This is a genomic window from Halopseudomonas sp. (assembly GCF_036961105.1).
Lineage (GTDB): Bacteria > Pseudomonadota > Gammaproteobacteria > Pseudomonadales > Pseudomonadaceae > Halopseudomonas.
Map to the genome: position 1 here is coordinate 49033 of NZ_JBALWW010000017.1, position 24839 is coordinate 73871.

The following is a 24839-nucleotide window of genomic DNA, read 5'->3' on the forward strand; positions in this document are numbered from 1 at the left end:
CAGCATTTTTACTGGCCTTCAAGGCACAAAGAGTCATAATGACAACACCTTACCTGCTGTACTTATGACTACAACGTGTCCTTATGACAACATCAATCACCACTGACGTTTTCCTCGCCATCACCACCGATCTGTCGCGCGAGCTGCCGCCGCAACAACGTTTGCAGAATCTGCTGCAAGGGCTGCGCAAAGTGTTCCCGTGCGACGCCACCGCGCTGCTGCAATTGCGCGGTTCGGTGCTGGTGCCACTGGCCATCGACGGCCTGAGTACCGATACCCTGGGACGCCGCTTTGAGATAGACGCGCAGCCGCGACTGGCGAAAATTCTACTCAGCCGCGAGCCGGTGCGCTTCCGTGCCGACTCCACCTTGCCTGATCCTTACGATGGCCTGGTGCAGGAGCGCCCCGGCGAGCTGCATGTGCATGATTGCCTGGGTCTCTCGCTGTACGTCGATGACTCTCCCTGGGGCGTGCTCACCCTGGACGCCATGCAACCCGACGCCTTTGATGGCATTGACCCGCAGGACCTGCGCGCCTTTGCCCGGCTGACCGAAGCCACGGTAAAAATCGCCAACCTGATCAGCCGCTTGCAAGACCGCGCCGAGCGTCATCAGCAAATGGCCCAGGCGGTAGTAGCAGATCTTGGCCAGCAGGAACTGATCGGCCAAAGCCCCGCAATGCAGCGTCTGCGCAGCGAGATTGAGGTAGTTGCGCAGTCCGATCTGGCGGTGCTGATTACCGGTGAAACCGGCGTCGGCAAAGAGCTGATCGCCCGCCGCCTGCATGCCAGCTCGACGCGCGCGGACTCACCGCTGGTGTACGTCAACTGCGCAGCGCTGCCGGAGAACCTGGTAGAAAGCGAACTGTTCGGCCATGTGCGCGGCGCCTTCTCGGGAGCAGCACAAAAGCGGGCCGGCAAGTTTGAACTGGCCCATGGCGGCACCTTGTTTCTCGACGAGATCGGCGAGCTGCCATTGGCGCTGCAACCCAAACTGCTGCGCGCTTTGCAAAGCGGTGAGATACAACGGGTGGGCAGTGATGCGCAGCATCAGGTAGACGTACGCATCATCGCCGCGACTAACCGGGATCTGCAAAAGGAAGTCGCCGCCAGAGACTTTCGCGCCGACCTATATCATCGCCTGAGTGTGTACCCCATAGAGGCGCCCAGCCTGCGTACCCGCGGCAAGGATGTTTTGCTACTGGCAGGGCACTTTCTTGAGCAGAATCGCCGCCGCATGGGCCTGCGCGGCTTGCGCTTGAGCGGCGATGCCCGTGAAGCATTGTTGGGCTACGACTGGCCCGGCAACGTCCGCGAGCTGGAACATTTGATCAGCCGCGCGGTGTTACGCGCGCGCCTAGGGCAGGATGACAGTCGCAAGTTGTTGACCATTACCAGCGATCTGCTGGACATCAAACCTGCGGCACCCGCTCAACCGGTTACGACCGCAGAGAGCGCGCCGCAAAAAGCGCCAAACCTCAGCCTGCGTGAGGCTACCGAAGCCTTTCAGCGCAGCCGCATTGAGACCGCACTGGCGCAACATCAGAACAATCAAGCTCAGGCCGCGCTGGCATTGGGGCTGGATCGCGGCAACTTCACCCGCCTGCGAAAACGCCTCGGCGTTTAACAGGCGCGCTCAGGCCGCGAAGCGTTGTTCCAGATAGCTGTTGATTGCCTTCGACTCATACAGCCAGGTGATCTGCTCGCCTTCTTCAATGCGCAAGCAGGGCACTTGAATCTTGCCGCCCTGTTCCAACAGCGTCTGCCGCGCTTCGGGATTGTTTTTGGCGTCACGCAGCGCTACCGGCAGGTTAAGTCGGCGCAAGGTGCGGCGAGTCTTCACGCAAAACGGGCAAGCGTTGAACTGATAGAGACTCAGTTGGGCAGCGGCCTGGTTTACTTCGGTCTGAGCTTCGGGCGAGCGCTTCATCTTGCTTGGACGGGTAATGAAACTGAGAAAAATGATCAGTTGGCCAAGACCAACACGCAATGCTTTCAACAGCATGGGCAGAAAACCTATGGATAAGGAAATTTAAGCGCGCAGCTTACCGGATTCGGGGGCGCTGCGCGCGCCGACCAGACGAGTACCCTGCGTTGTCGTTGCTGAGTCATAATGCCGGTCAGTTCCACAAACGAGGCCCGCCATGAATCCTGAAGACCTGCTACTGCTGGTCAGCCGCGAAATGCCCTTTGGCAAATACAAGGGCCGCCTGCTGGCCGACCTGCCCGGCCACTACCTAAACTGGTTTGCCCGCGAAGGCTTCCCCAAGGGCGAGATCGGCCGTTTGCTGCAACTGATGCAGGAGATCGACCACAACGGCCTGAAGCCCTTGCTCGACCCACTGCGCGGCCGTAACCGGGGCTAACCCATTGCTTCAGGCAATACCACCATTGGCGCGCAGAATCTGACCATTGACCCAACCACCCTGTGCGCTGGCCAGAAAGGACACCACAGCCGCAATATCTTCCGGCTGGCCGAGTCGCTCCAACGGCGACATATGCGCCAGGCGCTGCACCATTTCGACTGTTTTGCCATCCAGAAACAGCTCGGTCTCCACCGGTCCCGGAGCCACCGCATTGACCGTGATGCCACGTCCGCGCAGTTCCTTGGCGAGGACCTGGGTCATGGCCTCTACCGCCGCTTTGCTGGCGTTATAAACCGAATACCCCGGCATTTTCAAGGCCAGCGCAGAGGACGAGAGATTGATGATCCGCCCGCCCTCGTTAAGCCGTGTAGCGGCCTCGCGCAGACAGGCAAAGACGCCCTGTACATTGATCGCGAAGGTGCGTGCAAACAGCTCGTCCGAGGTTTCAGCCAGGGGCATTGTCTGCATGATGCCGGCGTTGTTGACCAGCACATCGAGCTTGCCCAGCTGCTGTTCGGCCTGGGCGAATAGCGCGCGCACCTGCTCCGGTTGCGCCATATCGGCTTGAATCGCTACCGCCCGGGCGCCGGCTTCAGCAAGTTTCTCTACCAGCTTGTGCGCCTCGGTAGCGCTGTTGGCGTAGTTGATAGCCACGGCAAAGCCATCTGCCGCCAAACGGCGCGCAATCTCCGCGCCTATGCCACGGGAGGCGCCGGTTATCAGCGCCACTTTCTGGGTTTCGTTCGACATGTACCTGTCTCCTGCGCGATGTCTGCCTTTAGCATGGCGTCTCATGGCGCTGAGTCAAATGCCCAATAGTCGCTGTGACTATTCAAAAACCCTGACCATTCTCTTAACGGCCCAATTGCAAATCAGGCTGCCTACAGTCTGCCTCGAAGGCCAGACCCAAACCTTTGCACCAAACTGGTTATAACCCGCGCGTATTCGCGTAGGAGATTGGCGTGCGCAGGCAGCGTTCTGGGTGCCGATATAGCTTCAGCGTCAAACATGCTCGCCTGAGCACCTTGAGGAACCTGCACGCGCACATATGCTCTATGCTGGTAGTCCGGCCAACGAATCCGGCACAACAGATCCAGCCAACCGGCGCGTGCTTGAAGCCGCACAGTTGCTGCAACTGTCCAATCAGATCAGGGAGTCATGACAATGGCGAAATTGCTGGTGCTTTATCATTCCATGTACGGCCACATCGAAACCATGGCCCAGGTTGTTGCCGAGGGCGCCAGACAGGTGGAAGGCGTCGAGGTCACCATCAAGCGGGTGCCGGAGACCATGCCCGAAGACGCCTTCAAGGCGGCTGGCGGTAAGACCGATCAGGCAGCCGAGGTAGCCAGTCCGGCGGAACTGGCCGACTATGACGGCATCATTTTTGGCGTGCCCACCCGCTTCGGCAACATGAGCGGCCAGATGCGCACCTTCCTGGACCAGACTGGGGGCCTGTGGAGCAAGGGCGCGCTGCATGGCAAGGTGGCCAGCGTGTTCGCCTCCACCGGCACCGGCGGCGGGCAGGAGATGACCATTACCTCCACCTGGACCACCCTGGCGCACCACGGCATGATCATTCTGCCTATCGGCTATGGCACCAGCGAGCTGTTCGACATCAGCCAGAGCGCTGGCGGCACGCCCTACGGTGCCACCACCATTGCCGGCGGCGATGGCTCGCGCCAGCCCGACGCACGCGAACGGGCCATTGCTCGTTACCAGGGCAAGTACGTTGCCGAGACCCTGCTCAAGCTCACTGCCTGAACCCTAACAGCCTCGGCTAGGCCGGTTCGGGGCTGTTCCTTCCCAATGCACGTTGCGCAATCTCGATTGCGCCAACGCCTCAGTCAGCCGGTTGCTCGACGAGCTTGATCAACTGCTCGCGCGCGGTATCCAGCAAACCATCGGCCAGCGCCGGCTGGGACACACTGCGCGACAGCATGAGCGCACCGACCATTGCCGCGAGCACCAGCACGCTTTTCTCCTCAGCGTCGTCACCGCTCAACTTGTCGCTGATGCTGGCCAGACGATTATTGATGAGCTCATCCGTGGTGGGGCTTGGCTGGCCTCTTTGCCCTAGTTCGGCAGAGACCGTGGGTAGCGGGCAGCCGACGCCAGGGTTGGCGCGGTGCTGCGGTGAAAGATAGGTGGAAATCAGCTCCGAGAGCGGCGCCTCAGGTCCGGTCTTGAGCGCCAGCGAAGCCTTGAGCTTCGCTGCGGCGTGCTGCAGTGCCTGCTCCACCAGATCATCCTTGGATTTAAAGTGCGCGTAGAAGCCGCCGTGGGTCAGACCCAGCGACTTCATCAGCGGTTGCAGGCCGGTGGCACCAATACCGTCGCGGCGAAAGCGCCGCGCCGCCTCATCCAGAATCATCTGGTGGGTCTTGGCCTTGTGATCTTCGGAATAACGCATAGCACCTCCCGGCTTTAAATGCAGTACATCATTCTATACCCGCGTGGCGGCCACCGCAGCATCAGGCGTGACCGCCGGTCGTCAATACGCTTGCCGGCGCATCAGCCGGGCCCTTGTCGCGCAACACCAGGCTACACAGCGCCGGCAGAAAGAGCAGCGTCAGCAGTGTGCCCATGGTCACCCCACCAATCAGCACGAAGGCCAACGAGGACCAGAATACCGAGAGCGTCAGCGGTATGAACGCCAGCGCCGCCGCCAGCGCGGTCAACACCACCGGGCGTGCGCGGCGCACAGTGGCTTCCACCACTGCCTCGCGCATAGCCATACCTTGGGCCTGATTCTGCCGAATCTGGTCGGTAAAAATCAGTGTATTGCGCATCAGAATGCCGCCGATGCCGATCAGTGCCAGGATCGCGTTGAATCCGAACGGCTGATTGAAGATCAGCAGCGCCGGTACCGCGCCCACCAGGCCCAGAGGCGCGGTGGCAAAGACCATGAACATCACGCCAAACGAGCGCACCTGGAACATGATCACCACCAGCATCAACAGAATCATGATCGGGAACAGCACCGCCAATGCCTGGTTGGCGATGGCGCTTTCTTCCACTGGCCCGCCCATGCTGATGCGGTAGCCCGGGGGCAGCTGGGTGATCAGTTCCTGCAGGTCGGCGTTGGCGGCCAACATGGCATCCGGTGGCTGAATGCCGGGCGCGGTATCGGCACGTACTTCAAAGGTGGGCTCGCGATTGCGCCGGCGCAGAATCGGGTCTTCCATCACCGGCACAAAACGCCCGACCTGCTGCAAGGGAATTGCGCGCCCGCTCTCGTTGGTGATGGTCAGGCTTTCGATACTGTCCAGGTCCTCGCGCTGCGCGTTGATTGCCCGTACCACGACGGAAACGGTGCGATTGCCTTCACGCACTTCGGTAATCGGATTGCCGGAGAGCAAAGCATTGAGTTGCGATTTGACCTGCGCCGGGGTAAAGCCGAGCAGGCGCAGGCGATCCTGATCCAGCACCAGCCGATAGCTACTGGTCTTCTCACCCCAGTCGATAAAGGTGTCGCGGGACATGGCGTTGGCCTCAACCCGGGCGCGTACCTGCTCGGCGATCCCGCGCAGGGTATCGAGCTCGGGCCCGCTGACGCGGAACACCACCGGAAAGGGCACCGGCGGTCCGAACACCAGCTGGGTTACCCGTACCCGCGCGCCGGGAAACTCGCCGGCTGCCACGCGCTTGCGCATGCTTGCCATGAGCGCATCCCGCGCCGCGGCGTCGGCGGTCTGCACTATGATCTTGGCAAAGGCGGGGTCGGGCAGCTCGGGGTTGAGCGACAGGAAGAAGCGCGGCGCGCCGCCGCCCACATAGGCATCGACCAGCTGCGTTTGCGGTTCCTGCAGCAACGCCTGTTCCACGCGCGCCACCACCGCCTCGGTATTCTTGAATGCCGTGCCCGGCGGCATATACACCTCGAGCATGACCTCGGAACGGTCAGAGTTGGGAAAGAACTGCTTCTTTACTACGCCCATGCCCAGCACACAGAGCACAAATACCAGCAATACCAGCCCGGTGACCGGCCAGCGCCAGCGAATGCAGCCCTGTACCAGCGCGCGCAAGCGAGAGTAATACGGGCCGACGTAGAGCGCATCGTGTCCACCGCTGACCGGCTTGATGTCGGGCAGCATCTTCACCCCCAGGTAGGGTGTAAACACCACCGCCACTACCCAGGAAGCAATCAGCGCAAAACCGACGATCCAGAAGATATTGCCGGCGTATTCACCGGCGCCAGAGCGGGCAAAGCCCACCGGCAGAAAGCCGATGATGGTCACCAGCGTGCCGGTCAGCATGGGCGCTGCAGTGGAGGACCAGGCAAAGGTGGCGGCCTCCACGCGGTCCATGCCTTCTTCCAGTTTCACCACCATCATCTCGATGGCGATGATGGCGTCGTCCACCAGCAGACCGAGCGAGAGAATCAGCGCACCCAGGGTGATACGGTCAAACTCGCGGCCGGTCATCAGCATGATCACGAAGACCATCGCCAGCGTCAGCGGTACCGCCGCAGCCACCACCAGCCCGACACGGAACCCCAGCGCCAGAAAGCTGATGACCATCACCACAGCCAGCGCGACAAAGAACTTGAGCATGAATTCATTGACCGCACGGCTGATCTTGCTGGCCTGGTCCGATACCTTGGTGAAATGCACCCCAAGCGGTAGCCGATCGTGAATGCGTTGCTCTTCGGCCAGCAGCGACTCGTCCAGTTCCAGGCCGTTGAAGTGCTTCTGCATGATCACACCGAGCATCAATGCCGGCTCGCCCTGGTGGCGGATGCGGTAACTGGCAGGATCTTCATAGCCCTGACGTACCTGCGCTACATCGGCGATGCGCAGCACCCGACCATTGGCAACCACGGGCACGTTCTCGATCTGCTCGAGGCTGTCGAAGGCGCCATCCAGGCGAATATAGGCCCGCGGCCCGGCAGTTTCTACCGAGCCGGCGGGAGCCACCGCATTCTGCCGCGCCAGGGCGGAGAATATCTGCTCCGGTGTCAGCCCCAGTGTAGCCAGACGTTGATAGGAAAATTCGACAAAGATGCGCTGCGGCTGCTCACCCAGGATGTTGACTTTCTTCACGCCCGGCAGGTGCAAAAAGCCCTGGCGCAGTTGCTCGGCCAACTGCACCAATTGACGATGCGGCAGTTGACTGGCTTCCAGCGCGTAAAGCGCAAAGTACACGTCGTTGTATTCATCGTTGAAATACGGGCCGTGCACCCCTTCCGGCAGCTTGCTGGCCTCGTCCATCAACTTCTTGCGGGTCTGATAAAACAGCTCGGGCACCAGTTGGGGCGGTGCAGCGTTGGAAAAAATCACCTTCATCGCCACAAAGCCGGGCTGCGCGGTGGTTTCTACCCGGTCGTAATACTCCAGCTCCTGCAGGCGCTTTTCCAGCCGGTCGGCCACCTGCTCCTGCATTTCCAAGGCCGTGGCGCCGGGCCAGGCGGCGGTGATGGTCATCACCTTGACGGTGAAAGAAGGGTCTTCGGCACGGCCCAGTTTGCCAAAGGCGAAGAGCCCGGACAGCAGCACCGCGATGATCAGAAACAGCGTCACTGCAGGGTTGCGCACCGCCATCGCGGACAGGTTGAAGCCGCCCATGCTCAGCGCTCCCGCGCAGCGGAATCGGCCGCCCAGGGCGTGTCCGGCAGCAGGCGCACCGCATCGCCCTCGTGCAGCAGGTGTGCGCCCAGCGCCACAATACGCTGACCCTGGCGCAAGCCTTTGGCCAGCAAGGCGTACTCCTGGCCCAGGCTGACGACTTCGACCGGCGTGAAGCGCACCTGCGATTGCTCGTCAATCAGCCAGACGCCGGTTCCGGCGCCGCCGTCATAGAGCGCACCCAGTGGCACCCGCGTGAGTGCCGAGGCCTCGCTGTCGTCCAGATGAATGCTGATGGTCGAACCTATGGCCAGCGGCGCGTCGGTATCGGCCAGCACGTAACGGGCACGGTAGGTGCGGGTGACCGGGTCGGCCGAGGCCGATAGTTCGCGCAGCTTGGCCGGCACTACGGTCTCCGGGTCACCAAACAGCTGCGCCGCAGCGGGGTGATCGGCCAGGTGCCGCTGGGTTTCCGGAATACTGATGACTGCCTCGCGGGCACCACTGTGCGCCAGCCGCGTGACCAGCTGCCCGGCAGCGACTACCTGACCACGATCAACCAGCACGTCGGTAATCACCCCGTCTGCATCGGCAGCCAGCGTCGAGTAGCCGCGCTGGTTTTCCACCTGCGCGGCATCGGCGCGAGCGGAGGCCATGTTGGCTTCGGCCACGCGCAGGCCGGTCACCACTTCATCAAAGGCGCGGCGCGACACCGCGCCTTTCGCGGCCAGCTCGCGGTAGCGCTTCTCGTCATCTCGGGCCTGCTGCAAGGACGCCTGGGCCGAGCGCACCCGGTTGTTTGCCGCGCGCAGGGCCAGCTCGAAATCGTCCACATCCAGCACCAGCAGCACATCGCCCTTGCTTACCCGCTGTCCCGGATCCACGCGGCGCTCAATCACCTTACCCGCCACACGAAAGCCCAACTCGCTCTCGGTACGCGCCGCCACCACGCCGGTAAAGGTAGCGCCGCGGTTGGCCGCCGGTTGCACCTCGGCCGCCAACACCAGGCGCGGTTGCGCAGGTTCGACACCTGTCTGGGTTTCGTCGTTTTTTTCACAGCCGACCACGGCGACCAATAGACACAGCAACGACAGTATCTTGCCTGCAGACATCCTCTACTCTCCCTAGCGGGGCCGACTCCGGCCCTGTGCGACTTCTTGATAACTGACCCGATCAGTTGCCGATGGCTTCCAGCAAGGTAGCTACACCTTGCCCGCCAGCAATGCACTGGGTTGCCACTGCGTAGCGGCCATCAGTGCGCTGCAGCAACGCTGCGGCCTTGCCGGTGATCCGCGCCCCGGTGGCGCCCAGCGGATGGCCCAGCGCCAGCGCGCCGCCATCCAGATTGACCTTGTCCAGCGGCATACCCAACTCGCGCAGGCAGGCTATCGACTGGCTGGAAAAGGCCTCGTTGATCTCCATCAGGTCGATATCATTGATGTGCAGCCCGGCGCGCGCAAGCACTTTGCGTGTGGCTTCCACTGGGCCCATGCCCATGATCTCGGGCGCACAGCCGCCCACGGCCACCGCCTTGATACGTGCCAGCATGGGCAAACCGTGGCGACGGGCAAACTCCTCGGTGCATACCAGTACGGCGGCGCTGCCATCGGTCAACGGCGAAGCGGTGCCCGCAGTGACCACACCGCCAAAGGCCGGCTTGAGTTGAGAAAGAGCTTCCAGGTTGGTGCCGGGACGGATACAGCCGTCTTCACTTACCTGCCCATCGGGCGTATCGATGCTGATGATTTCATCTTTCAGCAAACCCGCCTCACGCGCTTTGGCTGCCTTGGCGTGCGACAGCACGGCAAGCTCATCCTGCTCTTCACGGCTGATAGCAAAGCGCCGGGCGACTTCTTCGGCCGTGTGTCCCATGGCCATGTAAACCTCGGGGTAGCTCTGCAGCAGCTGCGGATTGGGTGAGGGATTGAAGCCGCCCATCGGGACCCGCGTCATCGATTCCACGCCGGCGGCGAGATAGGCCTCACCCGCGCCCAGCATCAGTTGCCCGGCGGCAAAATGAATCGCCGTCATCGACGAACCGCAGAAGCGGTTGACCGTCACGCCGCCGAGTGTCTCGGGAAAGCCGGCGCGAAAGCTGGCGATGCGCGCAATATTGGCGCCCTGTTCGGCTTCGGGGTAGGCGCAGCCCATGATCACGTCTTCCAGCAGAGCCGGATCCAGGTCGAGGCGGGCGACCAGGCCCGCCAGCACCTGCGCGGCCAGATCATCGGGGCGCAGGTTAATCAGACCACCCTTGCGAGCGAAGTGGAAAGGCGAGCGAGCGTAACCGGCAATAACGATTGAATTCATGCTGAGTATCCTCATCACAGCGAGTGACTATCGATTTGGATGATAACTATAATTTAAAAGACTGTATAGTATTGTGCATGTAATTCAATACGGCAGCGGATTATCTTGCGAGGCCAATTTACTGTGCGAGATAGGGAGCGAAGAGCGCGCCCATGTCCTCTGCCAGGGCTTCGAGGTGTGCTGGATCAGTATCGCGCTGGGCAAAGCTGCGCAAGCCGATGACCTGCCCCTGCAGCAGCCGCGCCAGGCGCGCGCAGTCCACCTCGGCGCGCAGCTCGCCCTGCGCCTGAGCCCGTTTGAGCTGCTCGGTGAACCGTTTTTCTACCTGATTGAGCACTTCATTGGCCTGCCGCTGAAGCGCGGGCTCCTCATCATTCACCTCGAGGAGCGTCTTGATCACCATGCAGGCACGCGGCGGGGTGCCCTCGAGTACGAGACAGGGACCCGCCAGCCGGCGCAGATAATGCTTGAAGCCGGCCACCAGATCCTTCTCTGCCGCCAGGCACTGCGCCAGCTCGTCGCCCATCAGATGGGCGTAGCGGTTCAAGGACTCGCTGAACAGTTCGCGCTTGCTGCCGAAGGCGGCGTAGAGACTGCCGGGCCGCATATCCAGCGCCTGCTCTATGTGTTTCATCGAGGTGGCGTGATAACCACGCTGCCAGAACAGATCCAGCGCTTTATCTAGCGCGATGCTGCGGTCATGGCGGGCGGGTCTGGGCATGGGTGACTCCTGGCGAGCGCGGTGAGGTGTTTGAGCAGGCGCTCAATAATAACTTGAATGATCGCTCAAATATAACTATCGTGACGAAATTGAGCAATCATTCAAAAACACTCAGAAACCTTGGAGAGACCATGTCAGACTTCACCCTGCACGATAAGAACTCCGCTCCGGAGGCATCCAAGCCACTGCTGGAAAAATCAGAAAAGGGCTTTGGCCGCATTCCCGGTCTCCACGCGGTGATGGCGGAAGCACCCGGCCTGCTGGAGGGCTATCAGGTGCTGCACGGCCTGTTCCAGAACAGCAGCTTCAACGCCACCGAGCTGACCGTGGTGTGGCAGAGCATCAACGTCGAACACGAATGCCATTACTGCGTGCCCGCACACACCGGTATCGCCAAGATGATGAAAGTATCGGATGAGATCATTGATGCCCTGCGCAATGAGACTCCGCTGCCCGACAGCAAACTCGAAGCCCTGCGAACCTTCACCCTGGCCATGGTTCGCCAGCGTGGTGAAGTAGGCCAGGCAGAGCTCGATGCCTTCTACGCCGCCGGCTATGGCCAGCGTCAGGTGTTGGAGGTGATTCTGGGTCTGGCGCAAAAAGTGATGAGCAACTACACCAACCATGTGGCGCAAACACCCGTGGACGCCGTCTTCGAGAAATACAGCTGGCAACGCGCCCAGTAGGCGCGCCGCGCTTACGCCGGAAAGCTGACCCGCACCAACAGGCCGCCAACGGCGGCTTCGTGCAGGCTGATCTCCGCGCGGTGCGCGCGGCAGATTTCACCCACGATTGACAGCCCCAGCCCGGTGCCTTCCGGGCTCTGGTGGTAAAAGCGTTCGAACACCCGGTTGCGCTCCTGTTGCGGTATGCCGGGGCCACTGTCTTCCACCTCCAGCCGATTCCGCACCAGGCGCAGGATGATCTGCCCGCCTTGCGGCGTATGCTGCAGGGCGTTGTCAATCAGGTTGCCGAGCAGCTCCTGCAGCAACGTGGGCTCGCCCCAGACGGCAAATTCCTGTTCTACCTCCAGCGCCAGCGCGACCGCATGGCTGTGCGCCAGCGGCGCCATCGCCAGCGCCAGCTCCTGTACCAGCGGCGCCATGGGCACCAGTTCGGCACTGCCCTCGGCTACTGCGCGGGCGCCGCGTTCGATCCGCGCCATCGACAGCAAACGGTTGGCCAGCTGAATGGTACGGTCAGTGCTGTGTTCAGCCTCGTGCAGTGCCTGGCGCCAATCCGCCGGTTGCTCGCTACGCAGGCCCAGCTCAATGCGCGCCTTGAGCGCCGCCAGCGGGGTGCGTAGCTCGTGCGACGCCTCGGCAATAAAGTCGCGCTGGCGCTCGAAATTCTCGCGCAGGCGACCGGTAAAGTGATTGATGGCATCTACCAACGGGCGCACCTCGCGCTGCAAGCCTTCGGTCTGGATGGGCCGCAGATCGTCGCTGCGCCGTTCGGCGACTTCCAGCCGCAGGCGCTGCAGTGGGCGCAGCGCCGCAGTAACCGCCAGCCAGGCGAGCAACAGCGCGCTGGCGGCCAGCACGCCCAGATTGATCAGCGATTGGCGCAGCAGGTTGCGCGCAATACGCTCACGCGCCTCCAGGGTTTCGGCCACGCGGATCTCGGCCATGCCCTGATTGCTGGCGCCGCTGATCGGCTGCAGCAGGCTGACCAGTCGCACGCCGGTATTGCGGTACTCGGCGTTGTAGAAGCGCGCCAGGGCAGGGTAATCGTCAGTCAGAGCGATGCTGGCGTCGGCCGGTGGCAGGTCTTCATAGCCGGAGACCGAGCGGCCCTGCAGGTCGAGTACCTGATAGTAGAGCCGCCCGGTGATGTCGTAGGCGAAGTTGTCGAGGGCGATGTAGGGCACCTCGACCGAGAGCTCGCCGTCTTCGTCGTACAGCCGCTCGGCAATCGCCCGCGCCGACGACAGCAACGAGCGGTCATAGGCGGTATCGGCGGCGCGCCGCGCGTTCCAGTAGGCGGCGCTACTGGCCAGGATCAGCAGCAGCGAGAGCACCAGCGCCAGGCGTAATAACAGTCGACCGCGCAGGCTGCCGGTCAGTCTCACGCCTCGGCCTCCAGCAGATAACCCAGACCGCGAAAGGTGACGATGCGCACGCCGCTGCCGTCGAGCTTGCGACGCAGCCGGGAGATGTAGATTTCAATGGCTTCAGGGCTGGCATCCTGATCCAGGCCGAACACCTTGCCGGCCAGTTGCTCCTTGCTCATCAACCGGCCGGGGCGGGCAATCAGGTTTTCCAGCACCGCGTGTTCGCGCGAGGGCAGCGCCAGGGTCTCGCCGGCCAGGCTGAAACGCCGGTCATTCAGGTCATAGACCAGCTCGCCGCACTGCTGCTGACGCTCACCGCCCATCAGGCTGCGCCGCAACAGGGCATTAACCCGCGCTTCCAGTTCGCTCAGTTCGAAGGGCTTGGCCAGATAATCGTCGGCGCCCAGATTCAGCCCGCGCACCCGATCGGCCACCTCGCCACGGGCAGTCAGCATGATCACCGCGAGGGTCTGTCCACGTTCGCGCAATTTGCGCAGCACCTCGAAACCGTCCAGCCGTGGCAACCCCACATCAAGGATCGCCAGGGCGTAATCCTCGCTGCGCAGGGCCAGATCGGCGGCCACGCCATCGTGCAGGCTGTCCACGGTCCAGCCGCCGTGCTTGAGCGCTCGGGCCAGGCTTTCGGCCAGCTCGGGATCGTCTTCTACCAGCAGAATTCGCACTGCCGTTCTCTCTTGCCCAGGTTGTTATCGGCCGAGTGTACACCGCCCACCCTTCACCGACAGCGCGTAATTGCTGGCGTTGCGCATGAAAGGTTGTTGAAAGGTTAGCGCATTAGCATCGCCCGACGGTCACCCACCGGCAGTACCAATACAGAAAAAAAACAATGGAGTTTCCGCATGACGACAGCACTCGCACACCGCCGGCTTTTGCCTGGCGCCCTGATCGCTACCGGCAGCCTGTTGCTCGCCCCCTTTGCACTGGCCGACGGCTTTGTCGAAGACAGCAGCGCCACACTCAGCACCAGCAACATCTACTTCAACCGCGACTTCCGTGAAGGCGCTGGCCAATCCAAACGCGAAGAGTGGGCGCAGGGTTTCATTCTTGACCTGCAGTCCGGTTACACCGAAGGCGTTGTCGGTTTTGGTCTGGATGCCAAGGCCATGCTGGGCGTCAAGCTGGACTCCAGCCCGGACCGCACCGGCACCGGCCTGCTGCCGACCCATGACGATGGCCGCGCCGCCGATGAATACAGCAAGCTGGGTCTGACCGCCAAGGCGCGCTACTCCGAATCCGAGCTGCAGCTCGGCACCCTGATGCCTAAAATTCCCGTGCTGCAGCCAAACACCAGCCGGATTCTGCCGCAGACCTTTCAGGGTGGCCGGCTGGGCATCAACGAATTCGACAAACTCGACATCGATCTGGGGCGCCTGAGCAAGACCACCGAGCGCGACTCCACCGATGCGCAGGACATGGCACTGAACAACCGCAATAGCCGGTTTGGCGGTTCCTTCGATGCCGACAATTTCAATTGGGCCGGTCTGAATTACCAGTTCACCCCCGGTCTGGCGGCTACCTATTATCTGGCACAACTGGATGATATTTACCGCCAACACTTTATTGGCCTGAACCACAGCACCGAACTGGGTGCCGGCCAGCTGAGCAGCGAACTGCGCGTGGCCATCTCGGACGATCAGGGCAGCGCGCGCGCCGGCAGTATCGACAACCAGGCCTGGCAAGGCCGCGTGGGGTACGCACTGGGCGGCCACGAGCTGAGCGCCGCGCTGCAGCAGATGCACGGCGACAACGCCTTTCCGTACATCGATGGCAGCAACCCCTACCTGGTCAACTTCGTGCAGATCAACGACTTTGCTGAAGCCGAAGAGCGCTCGTGGCAGCTGCGCTACGACTATGACTTTGCCGCCCTTGGCATCCCCGGCCTGAGCTTCATGAGCCGCTATATCAGCGGTGATGACGCCAAACCGGTGGCCGGTGGCAGTGGCTCGGAGTGGGAACGCAACACCGAGCTGCAGTACGTGTTCCAGGATGGCGCACTGAAAAATCTCGGCCTGCGCTGGCGCAACGCGAGCTATCGCTCCGATTTTGCCCGTGACGCCGATGAGAACCGCCTGATCGTCAGCTACGCCTTCCCGATCTGGTAAGCCAACGCGACGCAATCACCTAGAATAAAAGCCATGAGGATTACACCATGAAATCTGCTATCCGTTCTGCCCTGCTGGCCACCCTGTGTTTCGGCCTGGCTGGCTACACCCTGGCCGACGAACCCAAGCGCCCCGAATGTATTGCCCCGGCTTCGCCCGGCGGCGGCTTTGACCTGACCTGCAAACTGGCGCAGAGCGCCCTGCTGGACGGCAAGCACCTGACCCGCCCGATGCGCGTGACCTACATGCCCGGCGGCATCGGCGCCGTAGCCTACAACGCCGTAGTCGCCCAGCGCGCCGATGAGCCCGGCACCATCACCGCCTTCTCGACCGGTTCGCTGCTCAACCTGGCCCAGGGCAAGTTTGGCCGCTATGACGAAAGCGCAGTGAAATGGCTGGCGGCTGTGGGCACCAGTTACGGTGCCATCGCCGTACGCGCCGACTCCGAGTTCAAGACGCTGGACGATCTGGTCGCCGCGCTGAAGAAGAATCCCGGTGAGGTTGTGATCGGCTCCGGCGGCACCGTCGGCAGCCAGGACTGGATGCAGACCGCACTGGTCGCGCGCTCCGCCGGCATCGATCCGCGCGCACTGCGCTACGTCGCCATGGAAGGTGGCGGCGAACTGGCCACCGCCTTGCTGGGCGGCCACATTCAGGTGGCCAGCACGGACATTTCCGACTCCATACCGCACATCGAAAGCGGTGGCATCCGCATTCTGGCGATCCTCGCCGATGAGCGCTTGCCGGGCGAGACCGTCGAGAACATTCCCACCGCCAAAGAGCAGGGTTATGACGTCAGCTGGCCGGTGGTACGCGGTTTCTATATGGGGCCGGAGGTCAGCGATGAAGACTTCGCCTGGTGGAAGAACAGCTTTGACGACATGCTCGCCTCCGAGGATTTTGCCACCCTGCGCACCCTGCGCGAGCTCTTCCCCTTCGCCATGACCGGCGATGAACTGGATACCTACGTGAAACAGCAGGTCGCCCAGTACAAGGATCTGGCAGCCGAGTTCGGCTTGGTCCAGCAACCCTGATCGCCATCCAGTAACTGCTTGCCAGCGCGCGGCCGTCCGGCCCGCGCTGCGCCTGCGAGGACACCATCATGCTTTATCAACGTCTGTTTGCGGCGGGCCTGCTGCTGGCCTGCCTGTGCCTGGGCACCATCGCCTGGGGTTTCCATGCACCCTTTTCCTACGAACCTGTAGGGCCGCGCGCCTACCCGCTGATGCTGCTGATTCTGCTCGCCCTGGGCGCGCTGGTACTGCTGATCAAACCCGCGCTGGAGAGCAGCCCCAGCGATGAACCGGCGCTGACCCGACCAATGCTGATCAAGGTGGCGGTGTGCCTGGCACTCTTGCTGGCCCTGGCCTCACTGTTTGAAACCCTGGGCTTTGTGCCCAGCGCCATCCTCTTCGCCCTCGGCATGGCCCGCCTGTTTGGCGGCCGCTGGCTGCCCAGCACAGTGCTGGCCGTGGTGCTGGGCGTAGGCCTGTATTTCCTCTTCGACCGCATTCTGGACGTGCCGCTGCCGCTTGGCGTGCTATCCGACCTGGAGATCTGATCATGGATACCTTGCACTATCTCGGACAGGGCTTCGACGTCGCGCTGAGCCCCAACAATCTGGTGACCGCCCTGGCTGGCACCACCATTGGCACCATTGTCGGCCTGCTGCCGGGCCTGGGTCCGATCAACGGCGTGGCGCTGCTCATTCCGGTCGCCTTCGCCCTCGGCCTGCCGCCGGAAACCGCGCTGATCCTGCTCGCCTCGGTGTACCTGGGCTGCGAATACGGCGGACGTATTTCCTCCATCCTGCTGAACATTCCCGGTGAAGCCTCGGCGGTGATGACGACCCTCGATGGCTATCCGCTGGCGCGTCAGGGCAAGGCCGGTGTCGCGCTATCCATTTCCGCCTGGAGCTCCTTTATCGGCGGCATGATCGCCACCCTTGGCGTGATCATCTTCGCGCCGTTGCTGGCGCAGTGGGCGGTGTCCTTCGGGCCGGCGGAGTACTTCATGCTGATGGTCTTCGCGATTGTCTGCCTGGCCGGCATGGCCGGCGACAAGCCAGTGAAGACCGCCGTGGCGGTGCTGATCGGTCTGATGCTGTCGTGCGTGGGCATCGACGCCAACAGCGGCGTCTACCGCTTTACCTTCGGCAGCCTGGGTCTGTCAGACGGCATCCAGTTTGTGGTGCTGGTCCTCGGCCTGTTCAGCATCAGTGAGATTCTCATGCTGCTGGAGCGCACCCACCACGGCCAGACCGCGCTCAAGACCAGCGGTCGCATGCTGTTCAATCTCAAGGAAGGCGGCTTTGTCCTGGCCACCAACCTGCGCAGCGGCGTGCTGGGCTTTATCTTCGGCGTGCTGCCGGGTGCGGGTGCGACCCTGGCCAGCGCCGTGAGCTATATGTCGGAGAAGCGCCTGGCTGGTGACAGCGGCCGCTTCGGTGATGGCGATCTGCGCGGCCTGGCTGCACCGGAAACCGCCAACAGCGCCTCGGCCTGCGGCTCGATGATCCCCATGCTGACGCTGGGCATTCCCGGCTCCGGCACTACGGCGGTGATGCTCGGCGCGCTGACGCTGTACAACATCACCCCCGGCCCGTTGCTGTTCCAGAATCAGCCCGATATCGTCTGGGGCCTGATCGCCTCGCTGTTCATCGCCAATATCATCCTGATCGTGATGAACGTGCCGATGATCAAGGTATTCACGCGCATTCTGTCAGTGCCCAACTGGACGCTGGTGCCGGCCATCGCCATCATCACCTCGATTGGCGTCTACGCGGTGCACGCGACCACCTTCGACCTGTTCCTGATGATCGCCATCGGCATCTTCGGCTATCTGCTGCGCAAACTGGACTTCCCGCTGAGCGCGCTGTTGCTGGGCTTTATTCTCGGCGACATGATGGAAAGCAACCTGCGCCGCGCGCTGTCGATCTCCAATGGCGATCTGGGCATTCTGTTCTCCAGCCCGATTGCCATTGGCCTTTGGGTACTGGTCGCGGTGATGGTCGCGCTGCCGTTCTGGCGTCGCTACCGCGCCAAGCGCAGCCTGGCGCTGGCCAATGCCTGAGGCTGGCGGCCAGCTTCGCTGGCTGCGGTTTGCCAGCGCGCCGCTTTGCGGGGCGCTGGGTGGCTTTCTCGCCAGCCTGATGGGCTGGCCACTGCCGTGGATGACCGGTTCGCTGCTGGCAGTGATTCTGCTGCGCTGCAGCGGCTGGCTGTGCACCCCGCCCGCCGGCTCACGTCAGGCCGGACAACTCATCGTCGCCAGCGCTATCGGCCTGCACTTCACCACACCCGTATTCGAACAGGTGCTCGGCCATCTGGGGCTGATTCTGCTGGGTGCCTGCGGCACCTTTGCGCTCAGTCTCATCGGCATCCGCATTCTCACCCGTGCCGGCCTGGATCGGGCCACCGCCTACTTTGCCAGCATGCCCGGCGGCGCCAGCGAAATGGCCGTCATCGGCGCACGGCACCAGGCCAACATCGCCAACGTGGTGGCCGCCCACAGCCTGCGGCTGCTGATGGTGGTACTGCTGATTCCCGCGCTCTTCACCTGGGCCTTGCCACCGGTCGCAGCGCCAGCACCGCTGCCCACTGACCTGCTTACCCTCGCTTGGCTGCTCCCCCTGGGTGGCTTGCTGGCCCTGCTGCTGCGCCGTTTGCGCCAGCCCAACCCCTGGATGCTGGGGCCATTGATCGTCTGCGCCGCCGGTGGCGTGTTGCTGGACATCAATATCGCCCTGCCGCCCGGCACCAGCGACGCCGGCCAGTGGCTGATCGGCAGTGCACTGGGTTGCCATTTTGATCGCGCTTTCTTCCGCAAGGCACCGGCCTTTTTGCTGCGCGTGCTGCTGTTCACCCTGCTGGCGATGCTGGTGGCCGTTGGCGCAGCAACGCTGCTCAGCCAGTTTGGCCATGTCGACCGCGTCAGCCTGATGCTGGGCATGATGCCGGGCGGTATCACCGAGCTGTGTCTGACCGCCGAGGCATTGCATCTCTCGGTTGCCCTGGTCACGGCCTTGCAGGTCTTGCGGCTGTTTCTGGTGATGTTTCTGGCTGAGCCGTTGTTTGTTTTTTGGCAGAGATTCAGCCCGGAAAAATAGGTTTCTTTCAGACTGGATGATCGTTCCCATGCTCCGCGTGGGAATGGCGCTCAGGACGCTCCGCGTCCGGCTCGGCTGACGACCAGAGGCAATCGAACCAGGGCAAGCAACTTGAAATACCACTTTACCCAATAGACCGATCAGTCTATAAATAGCAACATGAACAACCCAGATACCCGCACCAGATTGATAAATACCATGCAAAGGTCGTTGCAACGCAACGGCCTGCACGGTACCGGCCTGACCCGGTTGTTGAGCCAGGCCAAGGCGCCCAAGGGCAGCCTCTATCACCATTTTCCGGGCGGCAAGGAAGAGCTGGCGCTGGCGGCCATCGCGCAGACCGCCGACCAGCTGGAGCGCTTTTTCGGGCGTCTGTTTGCCGAGCACGCAGACCCGCTGGACGCCGTGGCACACTGGATCGAAAGCGCCCTAAGGCGCATGCAGGCCAGCGAGTTCAGCCTCGGCTGCCCGCTGGCGGCTGCAGCGCTCGACAGCAGCCCGGATGATCTGGACCTGCGCCTGGCAATCAACCACAGCTTCGAGCGCGTACACCGCCAGTTTGCCGCGCACATCAGCGCCGCCGGCTATCCGGCCGACTACAGCGAAGACCTGGCCGCGCTGCTGTTTTCCAGCTACGAAGGCGCTTTGATCATGGCCCGCGTGGCCGGCGACACCCTGCCGCTGGAGCGTGCCTTTCGCGCTCTGCTGGGGCAGCTTCGATTGCAACAGAAGGTTTTCCAGCATGAGCACTAAAGTGATTGCCCCGCAGCCATTGACCCTGAACGCCGCCGACGGCTATGCGCTCAGCGCGACCCTTTACCCGGCCAGCCAGCTCATCGGCCAACTGCTGGTCGGCAGCGCTACCGGCGTCCCCCAGGGCTTTTACCGGCGCTTTGCCGAGTACGCCGCCAGCCGTGGCTACAGCACCCTGACGCTGGACTACCGCGGCGTCGGCGCCTCGGCACCAGCCAGCCTGCGCGGCTTTGAGATGGACTATCTCGACTGGGCCGAGCAGGATCTGGCAGCGGGCGTCGACTACCTCAAAGCCAGCGACCTGCCGCTGTATATGGTCGGCCACTCGTTCGGCGGCCACGCCTTTGGCCTGTTGCCCAACCATAGCGCCATCAGCGGCCTGTACACCTTTGGCACCGGCGCGGGCTGGCACGGCTGGATGCCACGCGGCGAGCAACTGCGCGTATTGTTCATGTGGCGTGTGCTCGGCCCGCTGATCGTCCGCACCAAGGGCTACCTGGCCTGGCGCAAACTGGGCATGGGCGAAGATCTGCCCAAGGGCGTGTACCAGAAGTGGAAGCACTGGTGCCGCTATCCGCGCTACTTCTTTGAGGACCCGCATATGCCCGAGCTGGAAGCGCGTTTCGCCGCGATCACTACGCCGCTGACGGCGGTCAGCGCTACCGACGATCTCTGGGCCTCACCCGCCTCACGCGACGCTTTCATGTCGGCGTACCGCAATGCCGACTACCGCGCCGTCACCATCGACCCGGCCAGCCGCCAGCTCAAGCCGCTGGGCCACATGGGTTATTTTCGCCCGCACGCCCAGCCGCTCTGGCAGGACGCGTTGGACTGGTTCGATCAGCTCAGTACGGCCGCACGAGCAGCCTGATTCTCCCCACAAGGACACCGCAATGAACCTGAAAGACATGACCGGCCTGCAGATAATGCAGGCGGCCGCCGCCGGCAAGCTGCCCCTGGCGCCGATTTCCAAGACCATTCCCATGCAGATCAAGCTGGCCGAAGAAGGCCGTGTGGTATTTGAAGCCACCGCCAACGAAACCCACACCAACCCGCTGGGCGGCGTGCACGGCGGCTTTGCTGCGACCGTGATGGACTCGGTGACCGGCTGCTCGGCGCATACCATGCTGGGTGCAGGCGAGGGCTACGGCACTATCGAGCTGAACGTGAAGATGTGCAAACCCGTGCCCTTCAACAAGACACTGATTGCCGAAGGCAAGGTCATCAACAAGACACGTCGGCTGGTGATCTCAGAGGGGTATCTGCGCGACGAATCCGGTTCGTTGTATGCCTATGCGACGGCGACCAATATGATTTTGAGCTGATTGCTGGAAGCTGGAAGCTGGAAGCAAATACTGCGGATGGGATGCTGGCTGTAAAGGGAATTGTCCTGCCGGGTGCACAATTAAAAAGGGCGCTCGATGAGCGCCCTTTTTGAGTCATGGCTTGGTAGCGGAAGCTCAGCTGCCGGGTAGCATGTTCAGCAGCTTGATCAGCTCTTGCGCTGCCTTTTCCGATGAGGCCGGGTTCTGCCCGGTCACCAGCTTTCCGTCGACCAGCACGTATTCTGCCCAGTCGTCGGCCTTGCTGTATTGGCCACCCTGTTGCTTTAGCGCGTCTTCCAGCAGGTAAGGCACCACCTTGGTGAGACCTACGGCTTCTTCTTCAGTATTGGAAAAACCCGTCACCCGCTTGCCGGTGACCAGCGACCTTTCATCCTTACCCTTCACTCTGAGCAACGCGGCCGGAGCGTGGCATACCGCGCCTATGGGTTTGTCTGCTGCTGCAAATGCTTCGAGCAGCGCGATGGAGTCCCCGTTTTCATGCAAATCCCACATAGGGCCGTGGCCGCCGGGGTAGAAGACCGCGTCGTAATCGCTGGCGGAAACCTCGGCGAGCGGTAGGGTGCCGGCCAGCTGCGCCTGGGCCAGTTCGTCGGCATCAAAGCGCTCGGTGGCGGCGGTCTGAGCATCGGGCTCGGCGCTCTTGGGGTCCAGCGGTGGCTGGCCGCCCTTGGGCGAGACCAGGGTGACCTCGGCGCCGGCGTCCTTGAGCACGTAATAGGGTGCGGCAAACTCTTCGAGCCAGAAGCCGGTCTTGTTGCCGGTGTCGCCAAGCTTGTCGTGCGAGGTGAGAACCATGAGAATCTTCATATCGTCGTCCCTTTTGTCTGAAAAGACTGGTCTGAATAGACCTTGCCTTAATAGCAATGACAGCTGCGGTGCGCGATGGGCGCCAAACAGCTTGAATACACTTTAAATCCGGCAGCCAACCCGGCAATTCGTTCCCTTTGCCGTACGGACGCCAACAGGAAGAGCGCATGCACAAGCCAACCCTCAACTGCGATATGGGCGAGAGCTTCGGCGCCTGGACCATGGGCATGGACGAAGCCGTCATGCCACACGTTGATTGCGCCAACATTGCCTGCGGCTTCCACGCCTCAGATCCCGGCATCATGCGCCGCACGGTGGCGCTGGCAGCGCAGCGCGGTGTGCGCATCGGTGCGCACCCGTCCTACCCGGACCTCGCCGGTTTTGGCCGCCGATCGATGAACTGCTCCGCGCAGGAAGTGGAAGACATGCTGCTGTATCAGTTGGGCGCGCTGCAGGCCATGTGCCGCGCCGAAGGCACCACGCTGAGCTACGTCAAACCGCACGGCGCGCTCTACAACGACATGATGCGCAAGCCCGAGCTGCTGCGCGCCGTGATGCGCGCGGTGGCTGCTTTCGACGCCAGCCTGCCGCTGATGCTGCTGGCCCGGCGCGACAACAGCGAGGCCGAAACGCTGGCAGCGGAGCAGGGCATCAGCCTGTGGTTCGAGGCCTTTGCCGACCGCGGCTACGACGCCGAGGGCTATCTGCTGCCGCGCAGTCAGCCAGGCGCCGTGCATCACGATCCTGACCGCATTCTGCAGCAGGCGCTGAGCTTCGCCCGTGGCGTGCCGCTGATCGCCAGTGATGGCAGCGCGCTCTATCTGCAGCCCGACAGCCTCTGCGTACACGGCGACAACGCCGAGTCCGTTGCGGTAGTGGCACGCATCCGTGCAGCGCTGGACGCGCTGTGAAGCTGCGGATTGAAACCGTTGCCCTCGACAGCCTGATGCTGCGGCTGTTCGACCAGATCGAAGAGACCAACATGCCCTGGCTGATGGCCGCCGCCGAGCGGCTGCAGCAGGCTTTCGGCAGTCAATTGATAGATCTGGTGCCTTCCTACAGCACCTTGCTGCTGCACTACGATTGCCGCCAATTTAGCGAGGCGCAAGCCTGCGCTCTGGTGCGCGAGGCGCTGATGGATTTACAACCACAGCAGGCGGCCGCCAGCGGTCAGCGCCACGAGCTGCCGGTGTGGTATCACCCCAGCGTCGGGCCCGATCTGGCTGCGTTGGCACAGCGCGCCGGCTGCCGACCAGAGCAGGTGGTCGAGCGGCACTGTAGCCGCGACTATCCGGTATTCACCCTCGGCTTTGCTCCCGGTTTCGGCTACATGGGTCTGGTCGACCCGAGTATTGCCGCGCCGCGCCTGGCCACCCCGCGCCAACGACTACCCCAGGGCAGCGTGGGTATCGCCGAGCGGCAGACGGCGGTGTATCCGTTGCCCTCACCCGGCGGCTGGAACCTGATCGGCCGCTGCCCGCTGGCGCTGTTTGACCGCGAGCGGGAAGGTTACAGCCTGCTGAAACCCGGCGACCGGGTACGCTTTGTGGCGGTCGATCATGCCGAATTTCTGCGCCTGGGCGGCGTCGATACACCCATGGAGTCAGGCGCATGAGCCGCTTGCGCGTCGAACAGACCCTGGGGTTTGCCCAGCTGCAGGACGGTGGCCGCTTTGGCGTGCGCCATCTGGGCGTGACCCAGGGCGGTGCGCTGGACTGGATTGCCCAGCATTGGGCCAACTGGCTGCTGGGCAACCCGCTGGATGCCTGCGTGCTGGAAATTCCGCTTGGCGGGCTGACGCTCACGGCTGAAGCCGATGGCTGGCTGGCGCTGACCGGCGCCGATCTGGCCGCCACTTTGGATCAGCAGCCGCTCGCGCCCTGGCAGGCCTTTACCATTCGCCGTGGGCAGGTGTTGCGCTTCAATACGCCTCAAAGCGGCGTGCGCGGTTATCTTGCTGCAGCCGGCGGCTTTCAGGCACCAGCCGTGCTGGGCGCGGTCGCGACCGTGATGCGGGAAGGTCTGGGTGGGCTGCAGGGTGACGGATCAGCACTGAAGGTGGCTGACCAGTTGAGCTATGACAGCAGATCAGTCAGCCCGCGCCAGATGCCGGTAGCAGCTATTCCCGATTACACCGCCGAGGTGAGATTGCAGCTACTGCTGGGCGCACAAGGCAACCAGTTCAGCGGCGCCAGCCTGTTTGCGCTGTTCAATCAGCCTTGGACCCTGGATCAACGCGCCGACCGCATGGGCATGCGTCTGACCGGCCCGGCGCTGCGCTATCAGGGCGCGCCGCTGATCTCCGAAGGTATCCCGCTGGGCGCCGTGCAGGTACCGCCGGATGGCCAGCCGATAGTGCTGCTGAACGACCGCCAGACCATCGGCGGCTACCCCCGCCTCGGCGCCCTCACGCCCGCCTCGCTGGCGCGCCTGGCGCAGTGCGCACCGGGGCAAAGGCTGCGTCTGCAGCCGATCAGCCAGCAACAGGCAAGACAGGAGCATCTGGCGCTGCTGGCAAATTGGGAAAGCTGAACCTTCAGAACTCACACAGGTTTGTTCCTGGGAGGGTCGGGTTCCATCTCGACCAGTGGCATCAGCCACTCCACCGCAGGCCGGGATGGAACCCGATGAGATGGTCTCCTCCCTCTCCCTTCTACGGCGTCGATGCGCCAGGGGATAGATGCTAA

General features: G+C 62.8%; 25 protein-coding genes. 15 read left to right on the forward strand and 10 right to left on the reverse strand.

Features of this window, described 5'->3' with window-relative positions; genetic code table 11:
• Nucleotides 1-83 precede the first annotated feature (83 nt).
• Nucleotides 84-1625, forward strand: a complete 1542-nt coding sequence (gene norR, locus V7756_RS14800; protein ID WP_335610963.1) for a nitric oxide reductase transcriptional regulator NorR — start codon at nucleotides 84-86, stop codon at nucleotides 1623-1625.
• A 9-nt stretch (nucleotides 1626-1634) separates the two neighbouring features.
• Here the strand turns inward: norR and V7756_RS14805 are convergent, their stop codons facing one another.
• Nucleotides 1635-2003 (reverse strand): glutaredoxin family protein, encoded by a 369-nt coding sequence (locus tag V7756_RS14805; protein ID WP_335610964.1) that lies wholly within the window; start codon nucleotides 2001-2003, stop codon nucleotides 1635-1637.
• 139 nt (nucleotides 2004-2142) lie between these two features.
• Here V7756_RS14805 and V7756_RS14810 point away from each other — a divergent pair, with 139 nt between their 5' ends.
• Complete coding sequence (locus tag V7756_RS14810) at nucleotides 2143-2364, forward strand: DUF3820 family protein (RefSeq protein WP_335610965.1); 222 nt, start codon at nucleotides 2143-2145, stop codon at nucleotides 2362-2364.
• A 9-nt stretch (nucleotides 2365-2373) separates the two neighbouring features.
• On the opposite strand, the gene V7756_RS14815 is transcribed toward V7756_RS14810, so the two are convergent.
• A complete protein-coding gene (locus tag V7756_RS14815; protein WP_335610966.1) occupies nucleotides 2374-3114 on the reverse strand; it encodes an SDR family oxidoreductase in 741 nt (246 codons plus the stop codon).
• 414 nt (nucleotides 3115-3528) lie between these two features.
• Here V7756_RS14815 and wrbA point away from each other — a divergent pair, with 414 nt between their 5' ends.
• Nucleotides 3529-4128, forward strand: coding sequence for an NAD(P)H:quinone oxidoreductase (gene wrbA / locus V7756_RS14820; protein ID WP_335610967.1), 600 nt, complete (start codon nucleotides 3529-3531; stop codon nucleotides 4126-4128).
• Between the two features lie 79 nt (nucleotides 4129-4207).
• On the opposite strand, the gene V7756_RS14825 is transcribed toward wrbA, so the two are convergent.
• The 5 genes from V7756_RS14825 to V7756_RS14845 all read right to left on the reverse strand — a co-directional run bounded on the left by V7756_RS14825 (nucleotide 4208) and on the right by V7756_RS14845 (nucleotide 10962).
• A complete protein-coding gene (locus V7756_RS14825; protein ID WP_335610968.1) occupies nucleotides 4208-4777 on the reverse strand; it encodes a TetR/AcrR family transcriptional regulator in 570 nt (189 codons plus the stop codon).
• A gap of 61 nt (nucleotides 4778-4838) precedes the next feature.
• Nucleotides 4839-7931 (reverse strand): efflux RND transporter permease subunit, encoded by a 3093-nt coding sequence (locus V7756_RS14830; RefSeq protein ID WP_335610969.1) that lies wholly within the window; start codon nucleotides 7929-7931, stop codon nucleotides 4839-4841.
• A gap of 2 nt (nucleotides 7932-7933) precedes the next feature.
• Entirely contained in the window at nucleotides 7934-9043 is a 1110-nt protein-coding gene (locus V7756_RS14835) for an efflux RND transporter periplasmic adaptor subunit (RefSeq protein ID WP_335610970.1), read from the reverse strand.
• A 61-nt stretch (nucleotides 9044-9104) separates the two neighbouring features.
• A complete protein-coding gene (locus V7756_RS14840; protein WP_335610989.1) occupies nucleotides 9105-10256 on the reverse strand; it encodes a thiolase family protein in 1152 nt (383 codons plus the stop codon).
• Between the two features lie 103 nt (nucleotides 10257-10359).
• On the reverse strand, nucleotides 10360-10962 hold the full coding sequence (locus V7756_RS14845; protein ID WP_335610971.1) for a TetR/AcrR family transcriptional regulator: 603 nt from the start codon (nucleotides 10960-10962) through the stop codon (nucleotides 10360-10362).
• Nucleotides 10963-11093: 131 nt separating this feature from the next.
• Here V7756_RS14845 and V7756_RS14850 point away from each other — a divergent pair, with 131 nt between their 5' ends.
• Nucleotides 11094-11648: a carboxymuconolactone decarboxylase family protein gene (locus tag V7756_RS14850; RefSeq protein ID WP_335610972.1), complete on the forward strand. Its 555-nt coding sequence runs from the start codon at nucleotides 11094-11096 to the stop codon at nucleotides 11646-11648.
• A gap of 11 nt (nucleotides 11649-11659) precedes the next feature.
• Here V7756_RS14850 and V7756_RS14855 read toward each other — a convergent pair whose 3' ends face one another.
• A complete protein-coding gene (locus tag V7756_RS14855) occupies nucleotides 11660-13033 on the reverse strand; it encodes a sensor histidine kinase (protein ID WP_335610973.1) in 1374 nt (457 codons plus the stop codon).
• A complete protein-coding gene (locus V7756_RS14860; RefSeq protein ID WP_335610974.1) occupies nucleotides 13030-13698 on the reverse strand; it encodes a response regulator in 669 nt (222 codons plus the stop codon). Before V7756_RS14860 ends, V7756_RS14855 begins: the two co-directional genes overlap by 4 nt.
• A gap of 177 nt (nucleotides 13699-13875) precedes the next feature.
• On the opposite strand from V7756_RS14860, the gene V7756_RS14865 reads away from it, so the two are divergent.
• The 8 genes from V7756_RS14865 (at nucleotide 13876) to V7756_RS14900 (ending at nucleotide 21324) form a co-directional block, all read left to right on the forward strand.
• Nucleotides 13876-15138, forward strand: a complete 1263-nt coding sequence (locus tag V7756_RS14865; protein WP_335610975.1) for an OprD family porin — start codon at nucleotides 13876-13878, stop codon at nucleotides 15136-15138.
• A gap of 47 nt (nucleotides 15139-15185) precedes the next feature.
• Complete coding sequence (locus V7756_RS14870) at nucleotides 15186-16172, forward strand: Bug family tripartite tricarboxylate transporter substrate binding protein (RefSeq protein ID WP_335610976.1); 987 nt, start codon at nucleotides 15186-15188, stop codon at nucleotides 16170-16172.
• Between the two features lie 68 nt (nucleotides 16173-16240).
• Complete coding sequence (locus V7756_RS14875; RefSeq protein ID WP_335610977.1) at nucleotides 16241-16699, forward strand: tripartite tricarboxylate transporter TctB family protein; 459 nt, start codon at nucleotides 16241-16243, stop codon at nucleotides 16697-16699.
• A 2-nt stretch (nucleotides 16700-16701) separates the two neighbouring features.
• Entirely contained in the window at nucleotides 16702-18210 is a 1509-nt protein-coding gene (locus V7756_RS14880; protein WP_335610978.1) for a tripartite tricarboxylate transporter permease, read from the forward strand.
• A complete protein-coding gene (locus V7756_RS14885) occupies nucleotides 18203-19246 on the forward strand; it encodes an AbrB family transcriptional regulator (RefSeq protein WP_335610979.1) in 1044 nt (347 codons plus the stop codon). The genes V7756_RS14880 and V7756_RS14885 overlap by 8 nt, the downstream gene beginning before the upstream one ends.
• Before the next feature lie 198 nt (nucleotides 19247-19444).
• On the forward strand, nucleotides 19445-19999 hold the full coding sequence (locus V7756_RS14890; RefSeq protein ID WP_335610980.1) for a TetR/AcrR family transcriptional regulator: 555 nt from the start codon (nucleotides 19445-19447) through the stop codon (nucleotides 19997-19999).
• Nucleotides 19989-20870 (forward strand): alpha/beta hydrolase family protein, encoded by an 882-nt coding sequence (locus V7756_RS14895; RefSeq protein ID WP_335610981.1) that lies wholly within the window; start codon nucleotides 19989-19991, stop codon nucleotides 20868-20870. The genes V7756_RS14890 and V7756_RS14895 overlap by 11 nt, the downstream gene beginning before the upstream one ends.
• A 22-nt stretch (nucleotides 20871-20892) precedes the next feature.
• Nucleotides 20893-21324 (forward strand): PaaI family thioesterase, encoded by a 432-nt coding sequence (locus tag V7756_RS14900; protein WP_335610982.1) that lies wholly within the window; start codon nucleotides 20893-20895, stop codon nucleotides 21322-21324.
• A 135-nt stretch (nucleotides 21325-21459) separates the two neighbouring features.
• Here V7756_RS14900 and V7756_RS14905 read toward each other — a convergent pair whose 3' ends face one another.
• Entirely contained in the window at nucleotides 21460-22152 is a 693-nt protein-coding gene (locus V7756_RS14905) for a type 1 glutamine amidotransferase domain-containing protein (protein WP_335610983.1), read from the reverse strand.
• A gap of 167 nt (nucleotides 22153-22319) precedes the next feature.
• Between V7756_RS14905 and V7756_RS14910 the strand changes: the two genes are divergently transcribed.
• Genes V7756_RS14910 through V7756_RS14920 form a run of 3 tightly spaced genes read left to right on the forward strand, consistent with a single transcriptional unit; the run spans nucleotide 22320 to nucleotide 24684 of the window.
• Nucleotides 22320-23063: a 5-oxoprolinase subunit PxpA gene (locus V7756_RS14910; RefSeq protein WP_335610984.1), complete on the forward strand. Its 744-nt coding sequence runs from the start codon at nucleotides 22320-22322 to the stop codon at nucleotides 23061-23063.
• The gene (pxpB, locus tag V7756_RS14915) at nucleotides 23060-23767 is read left to right on the forward strand and encodes a 5-oxoprolinase subunit PxpB (protein WP_335610985.1); all 708 of its coding nucleotides are present in this window, start codon (nucleotides 23060-23062) and stop codon (nucleotides 23765-23767) included. Before V7756_RS14910 ends, pxpB begins: the two co-directional genes overlap by 4 nt.
• Nucleotides 23764-24684 (forward strand): biotin-dependent carboxyltransferase family protein, encoded by a 921-nt coding sequence (locus V7756_RS14920; protein WP_335610986.1) that lies wholly within the window; start codon nucleotides 23764-23766, stop codon nucleotides 24682-24684. Before pxpB ends, V7756_RS14920 begins: the two co-directional genes overlap by 4 nt.
• The last annotated feature ends 155 nt before the right edge of the window (nucleotides 24685-24839 follow it).

Excerpts from the sequence above, each read along its gene's own strand:
- V7756_RS14830 (WP_335610969.1), bottom strand. The coding sequence starts at position 7,931 with ATGGGCGGCTTCAACCTGTCCGCGATGGCGGTGCGCAACCCTGCAGTG.
- V7756_RS14880 (WP_335610978.1), top strand. The coding sequence starts at position 16,702 with ATGGATACCTTGCACTATCTCGGACAGGGCTTCGACGTCGCGCTGAGC.
- V7756_RS14825 (WP_335610968.1), bottom strand. The coding sequence starts at position 4,777 with ATGCGTTATTCCGAAGATCACAAGGCCAAGACCCACCAGATGATTCTG.
- V7756_RS14815 (WP_335610966.1), bottom strand. The coding sequence starts at position 3,114 with ATGTCGAACGAAACCCAGAAAGTGGCGCTGATAACCGGCGCCTCCCGT.
- V7756_RS14835 (WP_335610970.1), bottom strand. The coding sequence starts at position 9,043 with ATGTCTGCAGGCAAGATACTGTCGTTGCTGTGTCTATTGGTCGCCGTG.
- V7756_RS14865 (WP_335610975.1), top strand. The coding sequence starts at position 13,876 with ATGACGACAGCACTCGCACACCGCCGGCTTTTGCCTGGCGCCCTGATC.
- V7756_RS14850 (WP_335610972.1), top strand. The coding sequence starts at position 11,094 with ATGTCAGACTTCACCCTGCACGATAAGAACTCCGCTCCGGAGGCATCC.
- V7756_RS14895 (WP_335610981.1), top strand. The coding sequence starts at position 19,989 with ATGAGCACTAAAGTGATTGCCCCGCAGCCATTGACCCTGAACGCCGCC.
- wrbA (WP_335610967.1), top strand. The coding sequence starts at position 3,529 with ATGGCGAAATTGCTGGTGCTTTATCATTCCATGTACGGCCACATCGAA.
- V7756_RS14875 (WP_335610977.1), top strand. The coding sequence starts at position 16,241 with ATGCTTTATCAACGTCTGTTTGCGGCGGGCCTGCTGCTGGCCTGCCTG.
- V7756_RS14870 (WP_335610976.1), top strand. The coding sequence starts at position 15,186 with ATGAAATCTGCTATCCGTTCTGCCCTGCTGGCCACCCTGTGTTTCGGC.
- norR (WP_335610963.1), top strand. The coding sequence starts at position 84 with ATGACAACATCAATCACCACTGACGTTTTCCTCGCCATCACCACCGAT.
- V7756_RS14845 (WP_335610971.1), bottom strand. The coding sequence starts at position 10,962 with ATGCCCAGACCCGCCCGCCATGACCGCAGCATCGCGCTAGATAAAGCG.
- V7756_RS14910 (WP_335610984.1), top strand. The coding sequence starts at position 22,320 with ATGCACAAGCCAACCCTCAACTGCGATATGGGCGAGAGCTTCGGCGCC.
- V7756_RS14810 (WP_335610965.1), top strand. The coding sequence starts at position 2,143 with ATGAATCCTGAAGACCTGCTACTGCTGGTCAGCCGCGAAATGCCCTTT.
- V7756_RS14890 (WP_335610980.1), top strand. The coding sequence starts at position 19,445 with ATGCAAAGGTCGTTGCAACGCAACGGCCTGCACGGTACCGGCCTGACC.
- V7756_RS14840 (WP_335610989.1), bottom strand. The coding sequence starts at position 10,256 with ATGAGGATACTCAGCATGAATTCAATCGTTATTGCCGGTTACGCTCGC.
- V7756_RS14905 (WP_335610983.1), bottom strand. The coding sequence starts at position 22,152 with ATGAAGATTCTCATGGTTCTCACCTCGCACGACAAGCTTGGCGACACC.
- V7756_RS14920 (WP_335610986.1), top strand. The coding sequence starts at position 23,764 with ATGAGCCGCTTGCGCGTCGAACAGACCCTGGGGTTTGCCCAGCTGCAG.
- V7756_RS14885 (WP_335610979.1), top strand. The coding sequence starts at position 18,203 with ATGCCTGAGGCTGGCGGCCAGCTTCGCTGGCTGCGGTTTGCCAGCGCG.
- V7756_RS14900 (WP_335610982.1), top strand. The coding sequence starts at position 20,893 with ATGAACCTGAAAGACATGACCGGCCTGCAGATAATGCAGGCGGCCGCC.
- V7756_RS14805 (WP_335610964.1), bottom strand. The coding sequence starts at position 2,003 with ATGCTGTTGAAAGCATTGCGTGTTGGTCTTGGCCAACTGATCATTTTT.